This is a genomic window from Denitratimonas tolerans (genome assembly GCF_037203605.1).
Taxonomy (GTDB): Bacteria; Pseudomonadota; Gammaproteobacteria; order Xanthomonadales; family Xanthomonadaceae; genus Denitratimonas; species Denitratimonas tolerans.
Window position 1 is genome coordinate 1 of the sequence record NZ_JBBDHC010000002.1, and the last position, 18155, is coordinate 18155.

Annotated in this window: 17 protein-coding genes and 2 tRNA genes; 6 read left to right on the forward strand and 13 right to left on the reverse strand. The window is 68.7% G+C overall.

Annotated features, from left to right (window positions below; genetic code table 11):
- Positions 1-223 precede the first annotated feature (223 nt).
- From folP to rlmE, 4 genes are all read right to left on the reverse strand, one after another.
- The gene (gene folP, locus WB794_RS01240; protein WP_337334029.1) at positions 224-1123 is read right to left on the reverse strand and encodes a dihydropteroate synthase; all 900 of its coding nucleotides are present in this window, start codon (positions 1121-1123) and stop codon (positions 224-226) included.
- 12 nt (positions 1124-1135) lie between these two features.
- On the reverse strand, positions 1136-1627 hold the full coding sequence (locus WB794_RS01245; protein WP_337334030.1) for a hypothetical protein: 492 nt from the start codon (positions 1625-1627) through the stop codon (positions 1136-1138).
- A 142-nt stretch (positions 1628-1769) separates the two neighbouring features.
- Entirely contained in the window at positions 1770-3692 is a 1923-nt protein-coding gene (gene ftsH / locus WB794_RS01250) for an ATP-dependent zinc metalloprotease FtsH (protein ID WP_337334031.1), read from the reverse strand.
- Positions 3685-4338, reverse strand: a complete 654-nt coding sequence (rlmE, locus tag WB794_RS01255; RefSeq protein ID WP_337334032.1) for a 23S rRNA (uridine(2552)-2'-O)-methyltransferase RlmE — start codon at positions 4336-4338, stop codon at positions 3685-3687. Before rlmE ends, ftsH begins: the two co-directional genes overlap by 8 nt.
- Positions 4339-4408: 70 nt before the next feature.
- On the opposite strand from rlmE, the gene yhbY reads away from it, so the two are divergent.
- The 6 genes from yhbY (at position 4409) to rnt (ending at position 7940) form a co-directional block, all read left to right on the forward strand.
- Complete coding sequence (gene yhbY, locus WB794_RS01260; protein ID WP_337334033.1) at positions 4409-4711, forward strand: ribosome assembly RNA-binding protein YhbY; 303 nt, start codon at positions 4409-4411, stop codon at positions 4709-4711.
- A gap of 9 nt (positions 4712-4720) precedes the next feature.
- Positions 4721-5104, forward strand: a complete 384-nt coding sequence (locus WB794_RS01265; RefSeq protein WP_337334034.1) for an Mth938-like domain-containing protein — start codon at positions 4721-4723, stop codon at positions 5102-5104.
- A gap of 82 nt (positions 5105-5186) precedes the next feature.
- Positions 5187-5594 (forward strand): HvfA family oxazolone/thioamide-modified RiPP metallophore, encoded by a 408-nt coding sequence (locus tag WB794_RS01270; protein ID WP_337334035.1) that lies wholly within the window; start codon positions 5187-5189, stop codon positions 5592-5594.
- A 22-nt stretch (positions 5595-5616) separates the two neighbouring features.
- Positions 5617-6477, forward strand: a complete 861-nt coding sequence (locus WB794_RS01275; RefSeq protein ID WP_337334036.1) for an HvfB family MNIO-type RiPP peptide maturase — start codon at positions 5617-5619, stop codon at positions 6475-6477.
- Entirely contained in the window at positions 6467-7219 is a 753-nt protein-coding gene (locus tag WB794_RS01280; protein WP_337334037.1) for an HvfC family RiPP maturation protein, read from the forward strand. The genes WB794_RS01275 and WB794_RS01280 overlap by 11 nt, the downstream gene beginning before the upstream one ends.
- Positions 7220-7283: 64 nt before the next feature.
- On the forward strand, positions 7284-7940 hold the full coding sequence (gene rnt, locus WB794_RS01285; protein WP_337334038.1) for a ribonuclease T: 657 nt from the start codon (positions 7284-7286) through the stop codon (positions 7938-7940).
- 61 nt (positions 7941-8001) lie between these two features.
- Here the strand turns inward: rnt and WB794_RS01290 are convergent.
- From WB794_RS01290 to dnaK, 9 genes are all read right to left on the reverse strand, one after another.
- Positions 8002-8075 (reverse strand) — tRNA-Cys (locus WB794_RS01290).
- 85 nt (positions 8076-8160) lie between these two features.
- Positions 8161-8236 (reverse strand) — tRNA-Gly (locus tag WB794_RS01295).
- Positions 8237-8339: 103 nt separating this feature from the next.
- Positions 8340-10139 (reverse strand): SpoIID/LytB domain-containing protein, encoded by a 1800-nt coding sequence (locus tag WB794_RS01300; RefSeq protein WP_337334039.1) that lies wholly within the window; start codon positions 10137-10139, stop codon positions 8340-8342.
- A gap of 84 nt (positions 10140-10223) precedes the next feature.
- Positions 10224-10817 carry a CDP-diacylglycerol--glycerol-3-phosphate 3-phosphatidyltransferase gene (gene pgsA / locus WB794_RS01305; RefSeq protein ID WP_337334040.1) on the reverse strand — a complete coding sequence of 198 codons (594 nt, stop codon included), beginning with the start codon at positions 10815-10817 and terminating at the stop codon, positions 10224-10226.
- The gene (gene uvrC / locus WB794_RS01310; RefSeq protein WP_337334041.1) at positions 10814-12694 is read right to left on the reverse strand and encodes an excinuclease ABC subunit UvrC; all 1881 of its coding nucleotides are present in this window, start codon (positions 12692-12694) and stop codon (positions 10814-10816) included. The genes pgsA and uvrC overlap by 4 nt, the downstream gene beginning before the upstream one ends.
- Positions 12695-12722: 28 nt before the next feature.
- Complete coding sequence (locus WB794_RS01315; protein WP_337334042.1) at positions 12723-14150, reverse strand: redoxin family protein; 1428 nt, start codon at positions 14148-14150, stop codon at positions 12723-12725.
- Positions 14151-14201: 51 nt separating this feature from the next.
- Positions 14202-14681, reverse strand: a complete 480-nt coding sequence (locus WB794_RS01320) for a low molecular weight protein-tyrosine-phosphatase (protein ID WP_337334043.1) — start codon at positions 14679-14681, stop codon at positions 14202-14204.
- 169 nt (positions 14682-14850) lie between these two features.
- On the reverse strand, positions 14851-15966 hold the full coding sequence (gene dnaJ / locus WB794_RS01325) for a molecular chaperone DnaJ (RefSeq protein WP_337334044.1): 1116 nt from the start codon (positions 15964-15966) through the stop codon (positions 14851-14853).
- 258 nt (positions 15967-16224) lie between these two features.
- Positions 16225-18135 carry a molecular chaperone DnaK gene (gene dnaK / locus WB794_RS01330; RefSeq protein WP_337334045.1) on the reverse strand — a complete coding sequence of 637 codons (1911 nt, stop codon included), beginning with the start codon at positions 18133-18135 and terminating at the stop codon, positions 16225-16227.
- Positions 18136-18155 lie beyond the last annotated feature (20 nt).

Here is an 18155-nt window from a genome sequence, read left to right on the forward strand (position 1 = left end):
AAACGCGCCACCAAGCCTCGCGTCGGCGGCGCGGCATCCCGTCGGGGACGTAGGTCGGCCCTACGCGGCCGACGTTGCCGGGAATCGAACATCCCGTCGGGGACGTAGCCCGACCTACGACGACATCGCGTTGCGGCGTGCGAAAACGCGCCACCAAGCCTCGCGTCGGCGGCGCGGCATCCCGTCGGGGACGTAGGTCGGCCCTACGCGGCCGACGTTGGCGTCAGTCGTCGTCCGGCCAAAACGGCGCGCTGGCGCGTGCCGCCGGCTTCGACACAGGCCGCAGCGGCTTGAGCGCCTCCCACAGCGCCAGCGCGTCGCGCAGCGCCGGGATGTCGTGGCTGCGCAACAGCATCGCACCGCGTTCGGCGGCCATGAGGTGCGCGGCGGCGGAACCTGCCACCCGCTCGCCCGGCTCGCGACCCGTGACTTCGCCGATCATGCGCTTGCGCGACATGCCGGCCAGCAGCGGCACGCCAAGTTCGGCAAACGCATCCAGCTGCGCCAGCAGGGCGAGGTTGTGCTCCAGAGCCTTGCCGAAACCGAAGCCCGGATCGACCACGATGCGCGATTTCGGAATCCCGGCCAGCTCGCAGGCAAAGATGCGATCGGCGAGAAAACGCCGCACCTCAGCCACCACGTCGTCGTAGTGCGGCGCGGCCTGCATCGTGCGCGGCTCGCCCTGCATGTGCATCAGCACCACCGGCACGCCCAGTGCCGCCGCCGCCGCCAGCGCGCCCTCACGGCGCAGGGCGTAGACGTCGTTGATCATGCCGGCACCGGCGGCCACGGCGGCGCGCATCACCTCGGGCTTGGACGTGTCCACGCTGATCGGCACCGTCGTCTCGCGCGCGAGCCGCTCGATCACCGGCACCACGCGCGCGATTTCCTCCCCCACACCGACCTCGGCGGCACCCGGACGGGTCGATTCACCACCCACGTCCAGCGCATCGGCACCCTCTGCCACGAGCATCAAACCATGCGCCACGGCAGCGTCCGCATCGGCGTGCGCGCCATGGTCGGAAAACGAATCGGGCGTGACGTTCACCACGCCCAGGATGCGCGTGCGGTCGAGCTTCAGCGGCCGGCCGGCGCAGTCGAGCGTGGGAACGATGTCGAACACGGCTGCGGTGGCCTACAGATCGCCCAGGCGCGCGCCATCGACCGGGCTGACCAGCCACGAGGCGATGTCGCTGCCGATGGCCCTGACGGTGCGCCCCAGCACCGAACAGGAGCCCTTGAACCCCGCGCCGAAACCGCCGCGCGAATGGCGTCGGGCGCGGAAAGCCGCGATCCTTTCGCCGTTGTCGTAGAGCACGCCGAGCACCGACGTGGACTTCATGTGCCCCGTCCAGGCATTGCCGACACTTTGCGCATCGATGATTTCAAGCATCAGAACCCGGCCTTCCGTCGCTTGGGATGCCGCATCATCGAACACCACGTTCACACCGGATCTCGCGGAGAACTCGCGCACGAAATCGGCCAGCTGCCGGCCAATCGGACACTCGGCCTTGATATTCGCCGCCACGAAATTGTCCTCGGCGTAGGGCACGAGGCTTTGCAGGCGCACTTCGCCGGCCGTCGCAGCAACGGCAAAGGCACACGCCAACACGCCGGACAACAGCAACACTGTTCTTCGAATCACCGTTTTTCCCCTCGCCATGCCATGCCAATGGCATGGCCATGATGCCCCAGCCGCCTGAAATGAAAAAGGCCAGGTTGCCCTGGCCTTTTTCCTTCGGGATTCCGCAGGCACCTGGCGCCGCCGCTCACACCTGCGGCGCGGGGCCGCCCACGGTGGCACCGGCGTTGGGGCCGCTGCCGTCCTTGCGCGGCGGCAGCGGGCTCTTGCCGCTCTTGGCCCAGTCCGCCGGCGGGCCCGGATCGCGCCCTTCCATGATCTCGTTGATCTGCGCGGCGTCGATGGTCTCGTACTGCAGCAACGCTTCGGCCATGGCGTGCAGCTTGTCGCTGTTGTCACGCAAGATTCCGGTGGCACGGGCGTAGGCGCGATCCAGGATGCCGCGCACCACCTCGTCGATCTTGCGGGCGGTTTCGTCCGAGACGTTCTTGGTCTGGGTCACCGAGCGGCCGAGGAATACCTCATCCTCTTCCTCGCCGTAGGCGATCGGCCCCATCTCATCGGAAAGACCCCACTTGGTGACCATGTTGCGTGCCATCTTGGTGGCGCGCTCGATGTCGTTGGAGGCACCGGTGGTGACCTTGTCCGGCCCGAAGATCAGTTCCTCGGCCACGCGCCCGCCGTAGAGCGAGCACAGCTGCGATTCGATCGCGACCTTGTTGTAGCTGTACTTGTCGCCCTCGGGCAGGTACATGGTCACGCCCAGCGCGCGGCCGCGCGGGATGATGGTGACCTTGTAGACCGGATCGTGCTCGGGCACCAGGCGGCCGACGATGGCGTGGCCGGCCTCGTGGTAGGCGGTGAGCTTCTTTTCGTCCTCGCTCATCGCCATGGAGCGGCGCTCGGCCCCCATCATGATCTTGTCGCGGGCCTTGTCGAAGTGCTCCATGCGCACCTCGCGCGCGTTCTCGCGCGCGGCGAACAGGGCCGCCTCGTTGCACAGGTTGGCAAGGTCCGCGCCGGAGAACCCCGGCGTGCCGCGCGCGATGGTCATCGGATCGACATCGTTGTCCAGCGGCAGCTTGCGCATGTGGACCTTGAGGATCTGCTCGCGCCCCTTCACGTCCGGCAGCGGCACCACCACCTGGCGGTCGAAGCGGCCCGGACGCAGCAGTGCCGGATCGAGCACGTCGGGGCGGTTGGTCGCCGCAATCACGATCACGCCCTCGCCGCCCTCGAAGCCGTCCATTTCCACCAGCAGCTGGTTGAGGGTCTGCTCGCGTTCGTCGTGACCGCCGCCCAGGCCGGCACCGCGGTGGCGGCCGACCGCGTCGATCTCGTCGATGAAGATGATGCAGGGCGCGTGCTTCTTGGCCTGCTCGAACATGTCGCGCACGCGGCTGGCACCCACGCCCACGAACATCTCGACGAAATCCGAACCGGAAATCGAAAAGAACGGCACCTTGGCCTCGCCCGCGATGGCGCGCGCCAGGAGCGTCTTGCCGGTGCCGGGCGAACCGACCATCAGGATGCCGCGCGGAATCTTGCCGCCGAGCTTCTGGAAGCGCGAGGGATCGCGCAGGAACTCGACCAGCTCGCCGACCTCTTCCTTGGCCTCGTCGCAGCCGGCCACGTCGGCGAAGGTCACCTTGACCTGATCCTCGCTCTGCATCTTGGCGCGCGACTTGCCGAAGCTCATCGCGCCGCGCCCGCCGCCGCCGGACTGCAATTGGCGCATGAAGAAGATGAAGATGCCGATGAAGATGACGTAGGGCAGCAGGTTCAGCAGGATGTAGGCGAGCGAAGGCCCGGTCGAGATCGGCGACTGCACGATCTTGACGTTGCGCGACACCAGATCGTCGATCAGCTTGGGATCGTTCGGCGGCAGCGCCACGCTGAACTTGCCGCCGTCCTTGGTGGTGCCGGTCAGCTCGCGGCCGTTCTCCGAATAGGTGACCTCGCTCACGCGTTCGGCCCGCACCTGGGCGAGGAACTCCGAATAGGACAGCCCCTGGGCGCTGCCCACGCGCGGCGTGAAGCTCTGGAACACCGCCATCAGCACGACGGCGATCACCACCCAGAGCACCAGATTCTTGGTCAAGTCATTCATTCCTGTTTCCTGCGCCCTGTCCCTGGGCTTCTCGTTTGTCGGTTGCCAGCGCGTAGACCTCGGAAGATCGGCTGCGTGACGCTTCCGGCTTCCTCACCTTGACCTGCCGATAGCGCCTGCGCAAGTCCCGGATGTAATCGTCGAATCCCGTGCCCTGGAACAGCTTGATGAGGAACGTGCCGCCGGCCCGCAGGTGCTGGTCGGCGAAATCCCTGGCCAATTCCGCCAGATACATCGAACGCGGCTGGTCGACGGCATCCACGCCCGACATATTGGGGGCCATGTCGGAAAGCACAAGGTCCACGGGCTGGCCATCCAGGAGGGCTTCGAGCCGTGCCAGCGGCTCCGGCTCGCGGAAATCGCCGAGAATGAACTCGACCCCGGCCAGCGGCGGCATGTCGAGGATGTCCAGCGCGATCACCCGTCCGCTGTCGCCCAGCTCGCGCCGCACCAGCTGCGACCAGCCGCCCGGTGCCGCGCCCAGGTCCACCACCACCATGCCCGGCTTGAGCACGCGATCGCGTTCGAGCAGCTCCTCCAGCTTGTAGGCGGCGCGCGAGCGCAGGCCTTCGGCCTGGGCCTTCTTCACGAAGGGATCGGAAAAGTGCTCGCGCAGCCAGCGCTGGCTGCTCTTGCTGCGTGCCATGGGTCGGTGCGTGGGAGCGGGAAGGCGTACATGGTAACCTGTCGCGCTCATCTTCCCGCTGCGACCGTTCATGCCCGCCCCGCTGACCTCGAACCAGAAACGCTACCTGCGCGGCCTCGCGCATCCGCTCAAGCCGGTGATCCTGGTCGGTGCCAAGGGCGTCACCGAGGCGTTGCTGGCCGAACTGGACCTCGCGCTCGACCACCACGAGCTGGTCAAGGTACGCATCGCCGCGGAAGACCGCGACGCGCGCGATGCCGGCATCGCGATCCTGATCGAGCGCTCCGGTGCGCAGCTGGTGCAGCGCGTGGGCAACATCGCCTGCCTGTTCCGCCGCAACCCGGAAGCCCCGCAGGTTCCCCTGCCGCGCTGATATCCCGCCATGCAGCTCGCCCACCAGTCCGACGAAGGCCACCATGCGGTACGCCGCCTGGGCGCGGGCTTCGTGCAGGTGGGCGACCGCGTCTTTTCCGCCAGCCTGCTGTTGGCCCCGGACCGCTGCATCGACGACTTCGCGCCGCATTCCCTGGACGAGTTCGACGCCGCGGCCATCGCGGCCGTGCTTGCGCTCGAACCGACCGTGGTGCTGATCGGCACCGGCGAGCGCCAGCGCCTCGCGCCGCCGGCGCTGATGGCGGCCTTCCTGGCGCGCGGCATCGGGCTGGAAGCCATGGACAGCGCCGCCGCCGCGCGCACCTTCAACCTGCTGGCCGGTGACGGCCGTCGGGTGGTCGCGGCGTTCCTGATCGGGACCGCGGATTCCTGAAGGCACCGTTGTGCACCGCAGCGGCGCAGGTTCCTCCCGCTCGACTATCATCGCCGCCTTACTTCCGGCCGCAGGAGCCGCCATGTCCCGTTCCCGTTTCGCCACCCCGCTGATGCTCTCGCTTACCGCCGTCGGCGCGTTCGGGCTCGCCGCCGCCCAGGCCGGCATCGTCGATCTGCCTTCCGGCTACGGGCTGGTGGAGGACGCGCCCGCGAAGTCGCAGGATGACGGCAAGAAGGCGGAGCACGAGCACCGCTGCGGTGCCCGCCACGCCGAACACGCCGAACGCATGAAGGACAGCAAGGAAGGCATGTGCGGCGCGGATCATCCCGAGCATCTCCAGCACATGAAGGACGGCCACGAAGGCAGCTGCGGTGCCGGCCACCACGCCCCGGCCGAGGCCGCCGCGGCAGAAACGGCCAAGGACGATCAGGAAGGCAAGTGCGGTGAGGGCAAGTGCGGTGAAGGCAAGTGCGGCGGCATGATCTGACGCCGCGCGACGCGGCATCGTGATGCCGGAATCGCCCCGCACCCTGCCCGCCCGGTCCGCAGGGCTCGGGCTGCGCCGCGCGCTGGCCGCGCCGCTGCTCGCGGCTCCGGCCGGCGCGCTGGACTTCCTCGAAGTGGCACCGGAGAACTGGATCGGCGTGGGCGGTCGTCACGGCAAGGCCTTCGCCGCACTCGCCGAGCGCCATCCCATCGTCTGCCACGGCCTGTCGCTCTCGCTCGGCGGCCCGGCACCGCTCGACATGGACTTCGTCGCGACGCTGAAAGACTTTCTGGATCGCTGGCAGGTGCCGATCTGCAGCGAACACCTGAGCTGGTGCGCCGATGAGGGCCACCTCTACGACCTGGCACCGATTCCGTTCACCGAGGAGGCCGTGCGCCACACCGCGGCGCGCATCGCCCGGGTGCAGGACGCCCTGGGCCGGCGCATCGCGGTGGAGAACGTCTCCTATTACGCCGCACCCTGGCAGGAGATGCCCGAGATCGACTTCATCAATGCGGTGCTGGCCGAGGCCGACTGCGACCTGCTGCTGGACGTGAACAACATCCACGTCAATGCCGTGAACCACGGCTACGACGCCCTCGCCTTCCTGCACGCGCTGCCGTCGGAGCGGGTGCGCTACATCCACGTGGCCGGCCACTTCCGGCAGGCGCCCGACCTGCTGGTGGATACCCACGGCGCGGCGGTGACCGATCCGGTCTGGTCGCTGCTCGCGGCGGCCTATCGCCACGCCGGCGTGCGGCCAACCCTGCTGGAGCGCGATTTCAACATCCCGCCGCTGCCGGTCCTGCTCGAGGAAATCGACACCATCCGCATGATGCAGGACGCCGCGCTGGCCGAAGGAGCGCCTGCGCGTGTCGCCTGAGTCGTCCCGCCTGGCGCAGCAGCAGGCGATCTTCGCGGCAAACCTGCGCGATCCGGCGCATGCCGAACCCGTGCCGGTCGCGCCCGCACGCATCGCGCTCTACCGCGAACTGTTCTTCAACACCCTGCGGGATCTGGTCGGCGGCACCTTCCCGGTATTGCGCGCAATCCTCGGGGAAACCGGCTGGGAAACGCTGATCCACGATTTCCAGCGCGAACACCGCTGTCGCACGCCGCTCTTTCCCGAGCTGGGGCGCGAATTCCTCGACTGGCTCGACACGCGCCCGGCGCAGCCGCCCTTTCTGCACGAGCTGGCGCACTACGAATGGATCGAGCTGGCGCTGGCGCTGGACGAGGCCGATACCGTGCTGGCGGACGTCGATTCCGACGGTGACCTGCTGAACGGCGTACCCGTGGCCTCGCCGCTGGCCTGGCCGCTGGCCTATCGCTTCCCGGTGCACCGCATCACCCCGGCATTCCAGCCGCAGGAGCCGCCGGCCGCGCCCACTTTTCTGCTCGTGCGGCGCGATGCGGACGACGCCATCCACTTCCACGCGATCGACGCTCTCACCCATGCCCTGCTGCAGACCCTGCACGATGCGCCGGCAATCCGCTCCGGCTTGCAGCTGATCGAACACCTCGTCGGCGGTCGCGAGGACGCTGCGGCGCTGCGTACCCAGGCCATCGCGCGGCTGCATGAACTGCATGACCGCGGTGCCATCTGCGGCACGCGGCGCGCGTGAACGGCGGCTGCGCGCGGCAGCGGCGCGGCACGCAAAAGCGCATGGCACGCTCTAAACTTTCCCGATGACCGATTCCCCCGACTACGGTGCCGCCTTCGCCAGCACCATCGCCGCGCGCTTTCGTGGCTTCCTGCCCGTGGTGGTGGATGTGGAAACCGGCGGCTTCGACTGCAATCGCCACGCGCTGCTGGAAATCGCCGCGGTGCCCGTCACGCTCGATGCCGCCGGACTTGCCGTTCCCGGCACCACCCTGCACGCCCACGTCGCGCCTTTCCCCGGTGCCGAACTCGATCCCCGCTCGCTCGACATCACCGGCATCGACCCGCACAACCCGCTGCGCGCGGCGCTGTCCGAACGCGCCGCGCTCGACCACATCTTCAGCGGCGTGCGTCTGGCGGTGCGCGAGGCCGGCTGCAACCGCGCGATCCTGGTCGGTCACAACGCCGGTTTCGACCTGGGCTTCATCAACGCCGCCGCCCTGCGCGTGGCGCACAAGCGCAACCCGTTCCACCCGTTCAGCAGCTTCGACACCGTGGCCCTGGCCGGCCTTGCCTACGGCCAGACGGTGCTGGCCAAGGCAACCGAGGCGGCCGGCCTGGCGTGGGACGCCAACCAGGCCCACTCGGCCATCTACGACGCGGAAATCACCGCCGCGCTCTTCTGCCGCATCGTCAACCGCTGGCGCACGCTGTCGCTGCACGACACCGCATCCTCGGCCTGAGCGCTCGCCGCACGACGAAAAGCCCGCGTGCGGGCGGGCGGGCTTTTCGTGTTCGACGCTATGGAGGCCTGGGTCGGAATCGAACCGGCGTACGCGGATTTGCAGTCCGCTGCATGACCACTCTGCCACCAGGCCGGAGGCGTTCACCGCGTGCGGCGGCGTGGATCGGAGGGCGATCCATAAATGCGAAACCCCGGCGAACCGGGGCTTCGACCGCGTTTGGAGCGGGAAACGAGACTCGAACTCGCGACCCCGACCTTGGCAAGGTCGTGCTCTACCAACTGAGCTATTCCCGCGTTGTCGGACCATTCTAGACGAGATCGTGTCGATGTCAATATGCGGCAGCGCCGCAACCTGCGGAAACCCCTGGATCAACGCGGTCGCACGAATCCACCGGCGTCACGGGCCGCCTTCGAAACCATCAGCGAAAATCGCGCCGCCCGGCACCTGGATCGTCACGGCTCCCGGCACCGTTTCCAGCGCCAGCGGCAGGTCCGTCGCGCTGATCGATCCGTTCTCGTCCACGTCCAGATACAGCGAGACCCACAGGGCGTAGCTGCCCGCAGGCGTGCCCGGCGGGACCTGGAAATCGCGGGTCACGGCGTGGGTTCCAGGGGCGAGCGAGATCGGCGCGTCGTTCGCGCCATCGTCAATGTAGCCCACGCCGCTGCGGTAAAGGCTCGCGCCCATCAGGAGGTGCGCGTGCGCGGCTCCGGCGGCATTGGTGGCCTGGGCCTGGATCTGGAACGTGGCACCGGGCAGCAGCGCGGCGAGATGGGCCTGGATCGATGCGAGGGAGACGGGCGAGGTCATCACCGCGGTGCGCAGGCCGCTGCCGGCCCCGCTGGCGTTGTAGTAGTGGTCGACGATCCACGGCCAGGACTTGCCGTTGGGCGCATCGCCCCAGCGCTTGGTGCCCCACTGTGACATGCCGCGCCCGTGGCCGAAGCAGCCGCGCCCCGCAGCAACCGCATCGGCGAGGCAAGACCAGCCGGTCGCCGGCGAACCCACGAAGCCATTGCCGCAGGAAAGGTCCGAATTGCTGCAGTTCAGCCCGTCGTCGGGGTCGTCCCAGCTGTTGTTCTCGGCCGAATACTCGCTCGATATCGGGCCGCTGGCAGCGCGCATCAACATAATGCCCGGGGTGCGCGCCACAGCGTTGGTGGTACTGGTATAGGTATCGGGATCGTTGACCTGGCAGCAGGCGCTGGAGCAGATGTCGAAGGTCGGGCGGATCGGATTGGCGACGCGCCAGGCACCGTAGCTGCGGTAGGCGATGCTGCCGGCGCGCAGGCTGGCCTGATTCCAGCCGCTGATCCACTCGTCGCCGAGGCCGCGCGCCACGTAGGTTTCCAGCGAATAGGTGCAGGTATGTGTGCAGCTTCCGGTGCAGCAGATATCGGTGCAGGCGGCGTTGGAGTAGCCGACCCGGATCGACGCGGGCGGCAGCAGGGTCGGCGCGACCAGCGGGCCGATCGGCATCCGCGCACGCGCGGGCAGCGCACCCGTGAGGACCTCCCCGGCCGCATCGCCGGTCACCGCAGAATCGCGACGATCCATCGCGCCGATCACCTCGCGCGACAGCCCGGGTGCCTCCCCGCCCAGCGCCAGCAGGCGCGTCTGGACGCCGGGCGTGCAGACCAGCCCATCGCGAACCTGCTCGGCGAATCCGGTGGCCTGCACCCGCAGGCGCGAGCGGGTCAGGTCGCCGGGTCCGCAGGCGACTAGGGCGAGTTCGAAATGTCCCTCGGCGTCGCTGTAGGCCACGCGTCCTTCGAAATCGATGCGCGCGCCGGCGACGGCCGCGCCGTCGTCGCTGCGGCGCACCCAGCCATGCAGCCAGCGTGCGGCAGGATCGCGCGCCGCCTGCGCCGAGAGCCGCGCGACGGCCTCGGGCTCGACCAGTGGATCGAGCAGCAGGGTCATCCCGGCCGTCGCGGGATCGAGCGTGAAGCCCAGATCGCGGTATCCGGCCGCGCGCGCCGTGGCCTGGACCTGGCGCGACGGCGAGGCAACCTCGGCCAGTCGTCCGTGGACATCGAAACGGCGCACGCCGCCCGGATCGGCGAATTCCACGCTCGCGTCCAGCGGCGCGCCGGTGCGCGCGTCGCGCGCGGCCAGCTCCAGTGCCGAACCCGAACCGGCCGCGAGCAGCCAGAGCGCCGTGACCAGCCCACCGCGAAAAATCATCCTTCCCATGGTTCCCTCGTCCAACCCGCACGCCCCCGCGGGGTTCGAGCCTAACCCGGAGCGGGGCACCGCAAAGCGTCGGCAATGCCGCGCCTATTCGTCCGGCGCGTCGCGCAGCGCGGGCCAGGCCGCGCGCAAGTACTGGAAACCCGACCACAGAGTGAGGAGGGCCGCCACGGCCAGCAGCCAATCGCCGATATGGAAGATCGGGCCGCCCATCCAGGGCGCGACCCGGCCGGGCTTGTCCGGCACCACGGAGTACAGCAGGAAGATCAGCGCCACCATCTGCACCACGGTCTTGAACTTGCCGATCCAGGCCACCTTCACGCGCGCGCGCTGGCCGACTTCCGCCATCCACTCGCGCAGCGCCGACACCGCGATCTCGCGTCCGACGATGACCGCCGCCCAGAGCGCCATCCACGGCGTCGGGTGCGCCTGCACGATCAGGAACAGCGCCACCGTCACCATCAGCTTGTCAGCCACCGGATCGAGGAAGGCACCGAACGCCGAGTACATCCGGTAGCGGCGCGCAATCCAGCCGTCGAGCCAGTCGGTGAGCGCTCCCAGCGCAAAGATGAGCGCGGCGGCGATGTGGGTCCAGGAATAGGGCAGGTAGAACACCACCACGAGCACCGGAATCAGCGCGATGCGGAACAGCGTCAGCAGGGTCGGGATGGTGAGCTTCACGCGGGCCCCTGATCGGTCGGATCGGGGACGCCGTGCAGCGCCCTCCAGAGGCGCTGGGCCAGGGCCATGTTGATGCCTTCCACGCGTGCAATCTCCTCGACGCCGGCAGCCTTGAGCTCGGCAAGGCCGCCAAAATGCCGCAGAAGCATAGCGCGGCGACGCGGGCCGATGCCCGGAATATCCTCCAGCCGGCTGTGCTCGCGCGTCCTGGCGCGCCGCCCGCGGTGTCCGGTGATGGCGAAACGATGGGCCTCATCGCGCACCTGGGCGATCAAGTGCAGCGCAGGTGAATCGGCACCCGGATGCAGTTCACGGCCATCGCCCAGCACCAGGGTTTCATCGCCGGCGCGGCGCGCCGCGCCCTTGGCCACGCCCACGAGGATGATGTTTCCGATGTCCAGCTCCCCCAGCACCTCCATGGCCTGCGCCAGCTGTCCCCGGCCGCCGTCGATCAGCAGCAGATCCGGCAGCACGCCCTCCTCCCTGGCGCGCAGGAAGCGGCGCGTGAGCGCCTGGCGCATCGCGGCGTAGTCGTCGCCCGGCGTGATCCCGGCGATGTTGAAGCGCCGGTACTGGCCGCGCACCGGCCCGTCGGCATCGAACACCACGCACGAAGCCACGGTGGCCTCGCCCTGGGTGTGGCTGATGTCGAAACACTCGATGCGGCGCGGCGGGCCGTCGAGCGCCAGCAGCTCGCACAGGGCATCGATGCGGGCGCGCTGGGTCGCCTCGCTGCCCTGCCGCGCGGCCAGCGCGATCTTCGCGTTCTGCATGGCGAGATCCAGATAGCGCGCGCGCTCGGCGCGCACCGAGGATTTGAGCGCGACGCGCCCGCCGCGGCGCTCGCCCAGCACCGTTTCGATCAGCGCCTGCTCGGCGATCGGGTGGCTGAGGATGACCTCGCGCGGCGGCAGCTGGCTGCCGTAGTACTGCGAGACGAAGGCCTCGAGCACCTCGCCCGGTTCGTCGGCACCGTTGGTGCGCGGGAAGTAGCTGCGCGTGCCCTGGTTCATGCCGCCGCGAAAGCACAACAGCACCACGCAGGCCGCGCCGCGGTCGATGGCGCAGGCCAGCACATCCATGTCGATCTGCTCGCCATCGACGTACTGGCGCGCCTGCATCCTGCGCAGGCTGGCGATCTGGTCGCGCAGCTGTGCGGCGCGCTCGAACTCCAGTGCCGCGCTGGCCGCCTCCATCGCCACGGCCAGTTCATCGACCAGCGCATCGCTGCGCCCGTCGAGGAACAGCTCGGCGCGGCGCACGTTGGCGCGGTAGTCCTCGGCGCTGATGAGCCCCACGCACGGCGCGCTGCAGCGTCCGATCTGGTACTGCAGGCAGGGGCGGCTGCGGTTGCGGAACACGCTGTCCTCGCAGGAGCGCAGCTTGAACAGCTTGTGGATCAGGTTGAGCGTCTCGCGCACCGCCGAGGAGCTCGGGTACGGCCCGAAGAAGCGCCCCGGCAGGCTGCGCGTACCGCGATAGAAGGTGATGCGCGGGAATTCATCCTGGGTCGAGATGTAGATGTACGGATAGCTCTTGTCATCGCGCAGCAGCACGTTGTAGCGCGGCTTGAGCGACTTGATGAGCTGGTTCTCCAGCAGCAGCGCCTCGCCTTCGGTGCGCGTGACGGTGACCTCCATGCGCGCGACCTGGGCCAGCATCGCGCGCTGGCGCGGGCTGCGCTCGGCGGTGACGAAATAGCTGGCCACGCGCTTCTTCAGCGAGGCCGCCTTGCCGACGTAGAGCACGCTGTCGTCGGCCGCGTACATGCGGTAGACGCCGGGCGCGGTGGTCAGCTCGCGCGCGAAGCGCTTGCCGTCGAATCCGGGGGCATCCTCACCCGGGCTCCGGGCCCGTTCGTCGTTCGAACCGCGCATCGCCCGCCCCGGTTTCAGCCGGTGCCCATCATGCCGTCATCGGCAGAACGACGGCCTCGCGCGAGGCAAGATCCACGCGCAGCACTTCGTGCGCGTCGGTGTTGGAAACCCACAGCCGCGCACCGTCGCTGACCACGGCGGTCGGGCGACGCAGGGGATAGTCCACCGGCAGATGGGTCAGCTCGCCGGTGCCCAGTCGCAGCATCGCGATGGCATCGTTGTAGCAGTCGGCCACCCACAGCACCGGCGATTTGGGATCGAGCGCGATGCCCACCGGGTACTGCAGGCGCGCGGTCGGGCGCTTGCCGCTGGCCTGGCCGAAATCGAACAGGCCCAGCCCGATCAGGGTCTGCACCATCCCGCTGCCCAGATGCAGGCTGCGCAGCGCCGAGGCCTGGCCGTCGGCCACATACAGCGTGTGCTGCAGCACCGCCAGGCCCATCGGCTGCGCGAACGCGGCCAGCGCGCCGGCACCGTCAGCCAGCGCCAGCCGTCCGGACCCTGCGAGCGGGCGGAACCCGAAGCGGGTCAGATCCGCCTCCCAGACCTGGTTCGCGCCCGCCATCGCGATGTAGAGACGATCGAAGTTGGCCGCAAGACCGCACGGGCGATCGAGCAGCACGGGGCTCTCGCGGAAGTTGGCGACCGCCTGCGGCGTTCCCGGCGATCCCTGGCCCAGCAGCGTATCGACCTGCCCGGTGCCCAGCTGGATGCGGCGGATCGCGTGGTTGCCGACGTCCGAGACATACAGGGCATCCTTGAGCACCACCAGACCGCCCGGCGACTGGAAGCTCGCCTGGATGCCCGGCCCGTCCTCGAACCCCGCCGAACCTGAGCCGAAGACGCGCAGCACCTGACCCTCGTGGCTGCACTCCATCACGCGATGGTGCCCGCTGTCGCAGACGTAAAGCCGCTGCGGCGTGAGCGCCAGCGCGGTGGGAAAACACAGTTCGCGCATCGGCTCGGGGCGCAGCGCGGGCTGCGCGTTCTCGTAGACCCGAACGCCGCGCTCGCCGGCATCGTCCAGGAGTTCCACGATCCGCTGTTCAAGCGCTTCGCGCTGCCGGTCTCCGGCGATGATGTCCACCAGCCGCCCGAACGCGTCGACCAGCGCCACCGAGGGCCAGGCGCGGATGCCGTAGTGCTGCCAGGCCACCGCATCCGGGTCGCTCGCCACCGGAAAGCGCACGCCCAGCCGGTTCACCGCCCGCGCCACGAGGTCAAGCTCGCGCTGGGCATCGAACTTCGGCGTGTGGATGCCGATCACGCTCAGGCCGTCGGCGTACTTGGTCTGGAGATAGCCGATATCGGCCAGGGCGTTGGCCGAGGTGGCCGATCCCGTGTGCCAGAAGACCAGCGCGACCAGGCGGCCGCGCAGCGCCGCGATGCGCAGCGGTGCCGCGTTGACCCAGTCCAGCGCGGGAGGAAGATCGGGAGCCAGCGGGGATTCGGTCATCGGCAGGCCTGTTGCGCGGAAAGCCCGCGCATCATTGGAGCATTATCGGGATCAGGCCCGATCCCGCAAGCGCGCAATCAGGCCGGGCATCGCCGCGTGCAGCATGGAAGCCACTTGGCGGAAGTCGCCCAATCCGCCGTAGTAGGGATCGGGCACCTCGGTTCCAGCCGCAGCGCCGCACCAGGGCAGCAGCAGATCCAGCTCGCCGCCGGTCGTGGCCGGACGATGCTGATGCAGCCAGGCGAGGTTGGCGCGGTCGGCGGCGAGGATCAGATCGAAGCTGCCGAAGTCCCGTGCCGCCACCTGGCGCGCGCGCAGGTCCTCGATGCCGCAGTCGATCTCCCGCGCGATGCGGCGCGCGCGCTCGTCCGGCGGCGCGCCGACGTGGTAGTCGTGCGTCCCGGCCGAATCGAGCGCCAGCGTCAGCCCGGCATCGCGCAGCGCGACGCGGGCGATGCCCTCGGCCAGCGGCGAGCGGCAGATGTTGCCCATGCAGACGAACAGGATCGATGAGATTTCTTTGCGCTTCATTCTGTGACAAGTCCACTCATGGCGGCGCAGGTGATGGCCCGGCGGTCCCCGCGGACCTGCGGGAAGACCGGCTCGCGCACCGCCACCCGGTCAGGCGACTTTCCATCATGCCGCGCTCCGCACCCGCAGCGGCCGCGCCCTGCCGCTGGCGGATGCGGCCCCGATGCCATCACGACGTCATGCGCGACCAGAACGCCTTGACGCCATCCAGGAAGGTGCTCGAACGCGGCGAATGCGCGGCGCCCTTTTCGCCCTCGAACGTGGCCTCGAAGTCCGCCAGCAGCTCGCGCTGGCGGCGGGTGAGGTTGACCGGGGTTTCCACCACTACTCGGCACATGAGATCGCCGGGCGCGTGGCTGCGCACCGACTTCACGCCCTTGCCACGCAGGCGGAACAGCTTGCCGGTCTGGGTCTCGGCGGGAATCTTCAGCTCGACCATGCCATCGAGCGTCGGCACCTCGATCTGCGCGCCCAGCGCCGCCTGCGACAGGCGGATCGGCAGCTCGCAGTAGAGGTCATCGCCATCGCGCTGGAAGATCGCGTGCTCGCGAACGCGCACCTCGACGTAGAGATCGCCGGGCTGGGTGCCGGCCGGTCCGGCCTCGCCTTCACCCGCCAGGCGGATGCGGTCGCCGTTGTCCACGCCGGCGGGAATCTTGACCTGCAGGGTTTTCTCACGCTCGACGCGGCCGTGCCCGTCGCAGTCCTTGCAGGGATTGACGATGTGGCGTCCGCTGCCGCCGCAGGCCGGGCACACCTGCTGCACCGCGAAGATGCCCTGCTGCATCCGCACCCGACCATGACCACGGCAGGTGGGGCAGGTGTCGGTCTTGCCATCCTCGGAACCCGAGCCCTTGCAGCCCTCGCACGACACCAGCCTGGGCACCTGGATGGTGCGCTCCACGCCGAAGACGGCGTCCTGAAGGTCCAACTCGATCACGTAGCGCAGGTCCGCCCCGCGTCGCGCCTGCTGACGTCCACGCGCGCCGCCGAAGATGTCGCCGAAGATGTCGCCGAAGATGTCGCCGAAGTCGGCACCGCCACCGCCACCGCCCATGCCCTGCTCGAACGCGGCGTGGCCGTGCTGATCGTACATGCGGCGCCTGGCCGGATCGGCCAGCACCTCATAGGCTTCCTTGCACTCCTTGAACGCGGCCTCGGCGCTGGCATCCCCCGGATTGCGGTCCGGGTGGTACTTCATCGCGCAGCGGCGATAGGCCTTCTTCAGCTCATCGTCGCCGGCGCTTTTGGCCACGCCCAGGATTTCGTAGTAGTCGCGTTTCATGGGAGCCGGGAATCGGGAATGGGGAATCGTTGAAAGCTCCCTCTCCCCCATCAGCTGATGGGGAGGGGGTTGGGGTGAGGGGGCTTTTCAGGCTGTTGCCTTGGATATCAAAAAGCACTCGCGGCATCGCCGCTCACCCCTCACTCTGGCCCCCGGCCAGCCGACTTGCTTGTCGGCTGGCGCTTGCAGGCTCGCAGCGATGCTGCTCGAAAGCCCTGCGCGCCCCCGCCGCGGGCGGGGGAGAGGGGATGTAGCGGCTTACTTGTTGTCGCCTTTGACTTCCGTGAACTCGGCATCGACCACATCCTCGTTGCCGCCCGCCGGAGCTTCGGGCTGTGCGCCGCCTGCGCCGGCCTGTGCGGCGGCGAAGAGCGACTGCGAGGCGTCTTCCAGGGTGCGGGTGCGCGCCTCGATCTGGGTCTTGTCGTCACCCTTGGCGACGCCGTCGAGATCGGCGATGGCGGCCTCGACGCGGCCGATCACGTCGCCCGGCACCTTGCTGCCGTGCTCCTTGATCGCGTTGCGCGCGGCGTGCAGCACGGCGTCGGCCTTGTTGCGCGCGTTGACCAGTTCGTGGAACTTCTGGTCTTCCTCGCGGTTGAGCTCGGCGTCGCGCACCATCTTCTGGATCTCCTCCTCGGACAGGCCGGAGCCCGCCTTGATCTCGATCTTCTGCTCCTTGCCGGTCTTCTTGTCCTTGGCCGAGACGTGCAGGATGCCGTTGGCGTCGATGTCGAAGGTGACGTCGATCTGCGGCATGCCGCGCGGCGCGGGTTCGATGCCGGCGAGGTCGAACTTGGCCAGCGACTTGTTGTAGCGGGCCTGCTCGCGCTCGCCCTGCAAGACGTGCACGGTGACCGCGGTCTGGTTGTCGTCGGCGGTGGAAAAGGTCTGCGAGGCCTTGGTCGGGATCGTGGTGTTCTTCTCGATCAGCTTGGTGAACACGCCGCCCATGGTCTCGATACCGAGCGAAAGCGGGGTCACGTCGAGCAGCAGCACGTCCTTCACGTCGCCGGCCAGCACGCCGCCCTGCACCGCTGCGCCCATGGCCACGGCCTCGTCCGGGTTGACGTCCTTCTTGGGCTCCTTGCCGAAGAACTCGGCCACCGCCGCCTGCACCTTAGGCATGCGGGTCTGGCCGCCGACCAGGAGCACGTCGTGGATGTCGGACACGCGCAGGCCGGCGTCCTTGAGCGCGGTGCGGCAGGGCTCGATGGTGCGCTTGACCAGCTCGTCCACGAGGGCTTCGAGCTTGGCGCGGGTGAGCTTGATCGCCAGGTGCTTGGGGCCGGAGGCATCCGCCGTGATGTAGGGCAGGTTCACTTCGGTCTGCTGCGCGCTGGAAAGCTCGATCTTGGCGCGCTCGGCGGCGTCCTTGAGGCGCTGCAGGGCGAGCGGGTCCTTGCGCAGATCCAGGCCCTGATCCTTCTGGAACTCTTCCACCAGATACTCGATCACGCGGTTGTCGAAGTCCTCGCCGCCCAGGAAGGTGTCGCCGTTGGTGGCCAGCACCTCGAACTGCTTTTCGCCGTCGATCGAGGCGATCTCGATGATGGAGACGTCGAAGGTGCCGCCGCCCAGGTCGTACACCGCCACCTTGCGGTCGCCGCCGGCGGACTTGTCCAGGCCATAGGCCAGTGCCGCCGCGGTCGGCTCGTTGATGATGCGCTTGACGTCGAGGCCAGCGATGCGGCCGGCGTCCTTGGTCGCCTGGCGCTGGGAATCGTTGAAGTAGGCCGGCACGGTGATGACGGCCTCGGTGATGGTCTCACCCAGGAAGTCCTCGGCGGTCTTCTTCATCTTGGACAGCACTTCGGCGGAAATCTGCTGCGGCGCCATCTTCTTGCCGTCGGCGCTCTGCACCCAGGCATCGCCGTTGTCGTGCGCGACGATGCCGTAGGGCACGTGGCTGATGTCCTTCTGCACCTCGGCGTCGGTGAACTTGCGCCCGATCAGGCGCTTGACCGCATAGAAGGTGTTCTTCGGATTGGTGACCGCCTGGCGCTTGGCCGCCGCGCCCACCAGCACCTCGCCATCCTTGGTGTAGGCCACGATGGACGGGGTGGTGCGGTCGCCCTCGGCGTTCTCGATGATGCGGCCCTTGCCGCCTTCCATGATCGCCACGCAGCTGTTGGTCGTGCCCAGGTCGATGCCGATGATCTTGCCCATGATGTGTTTCCTCCGGAAAG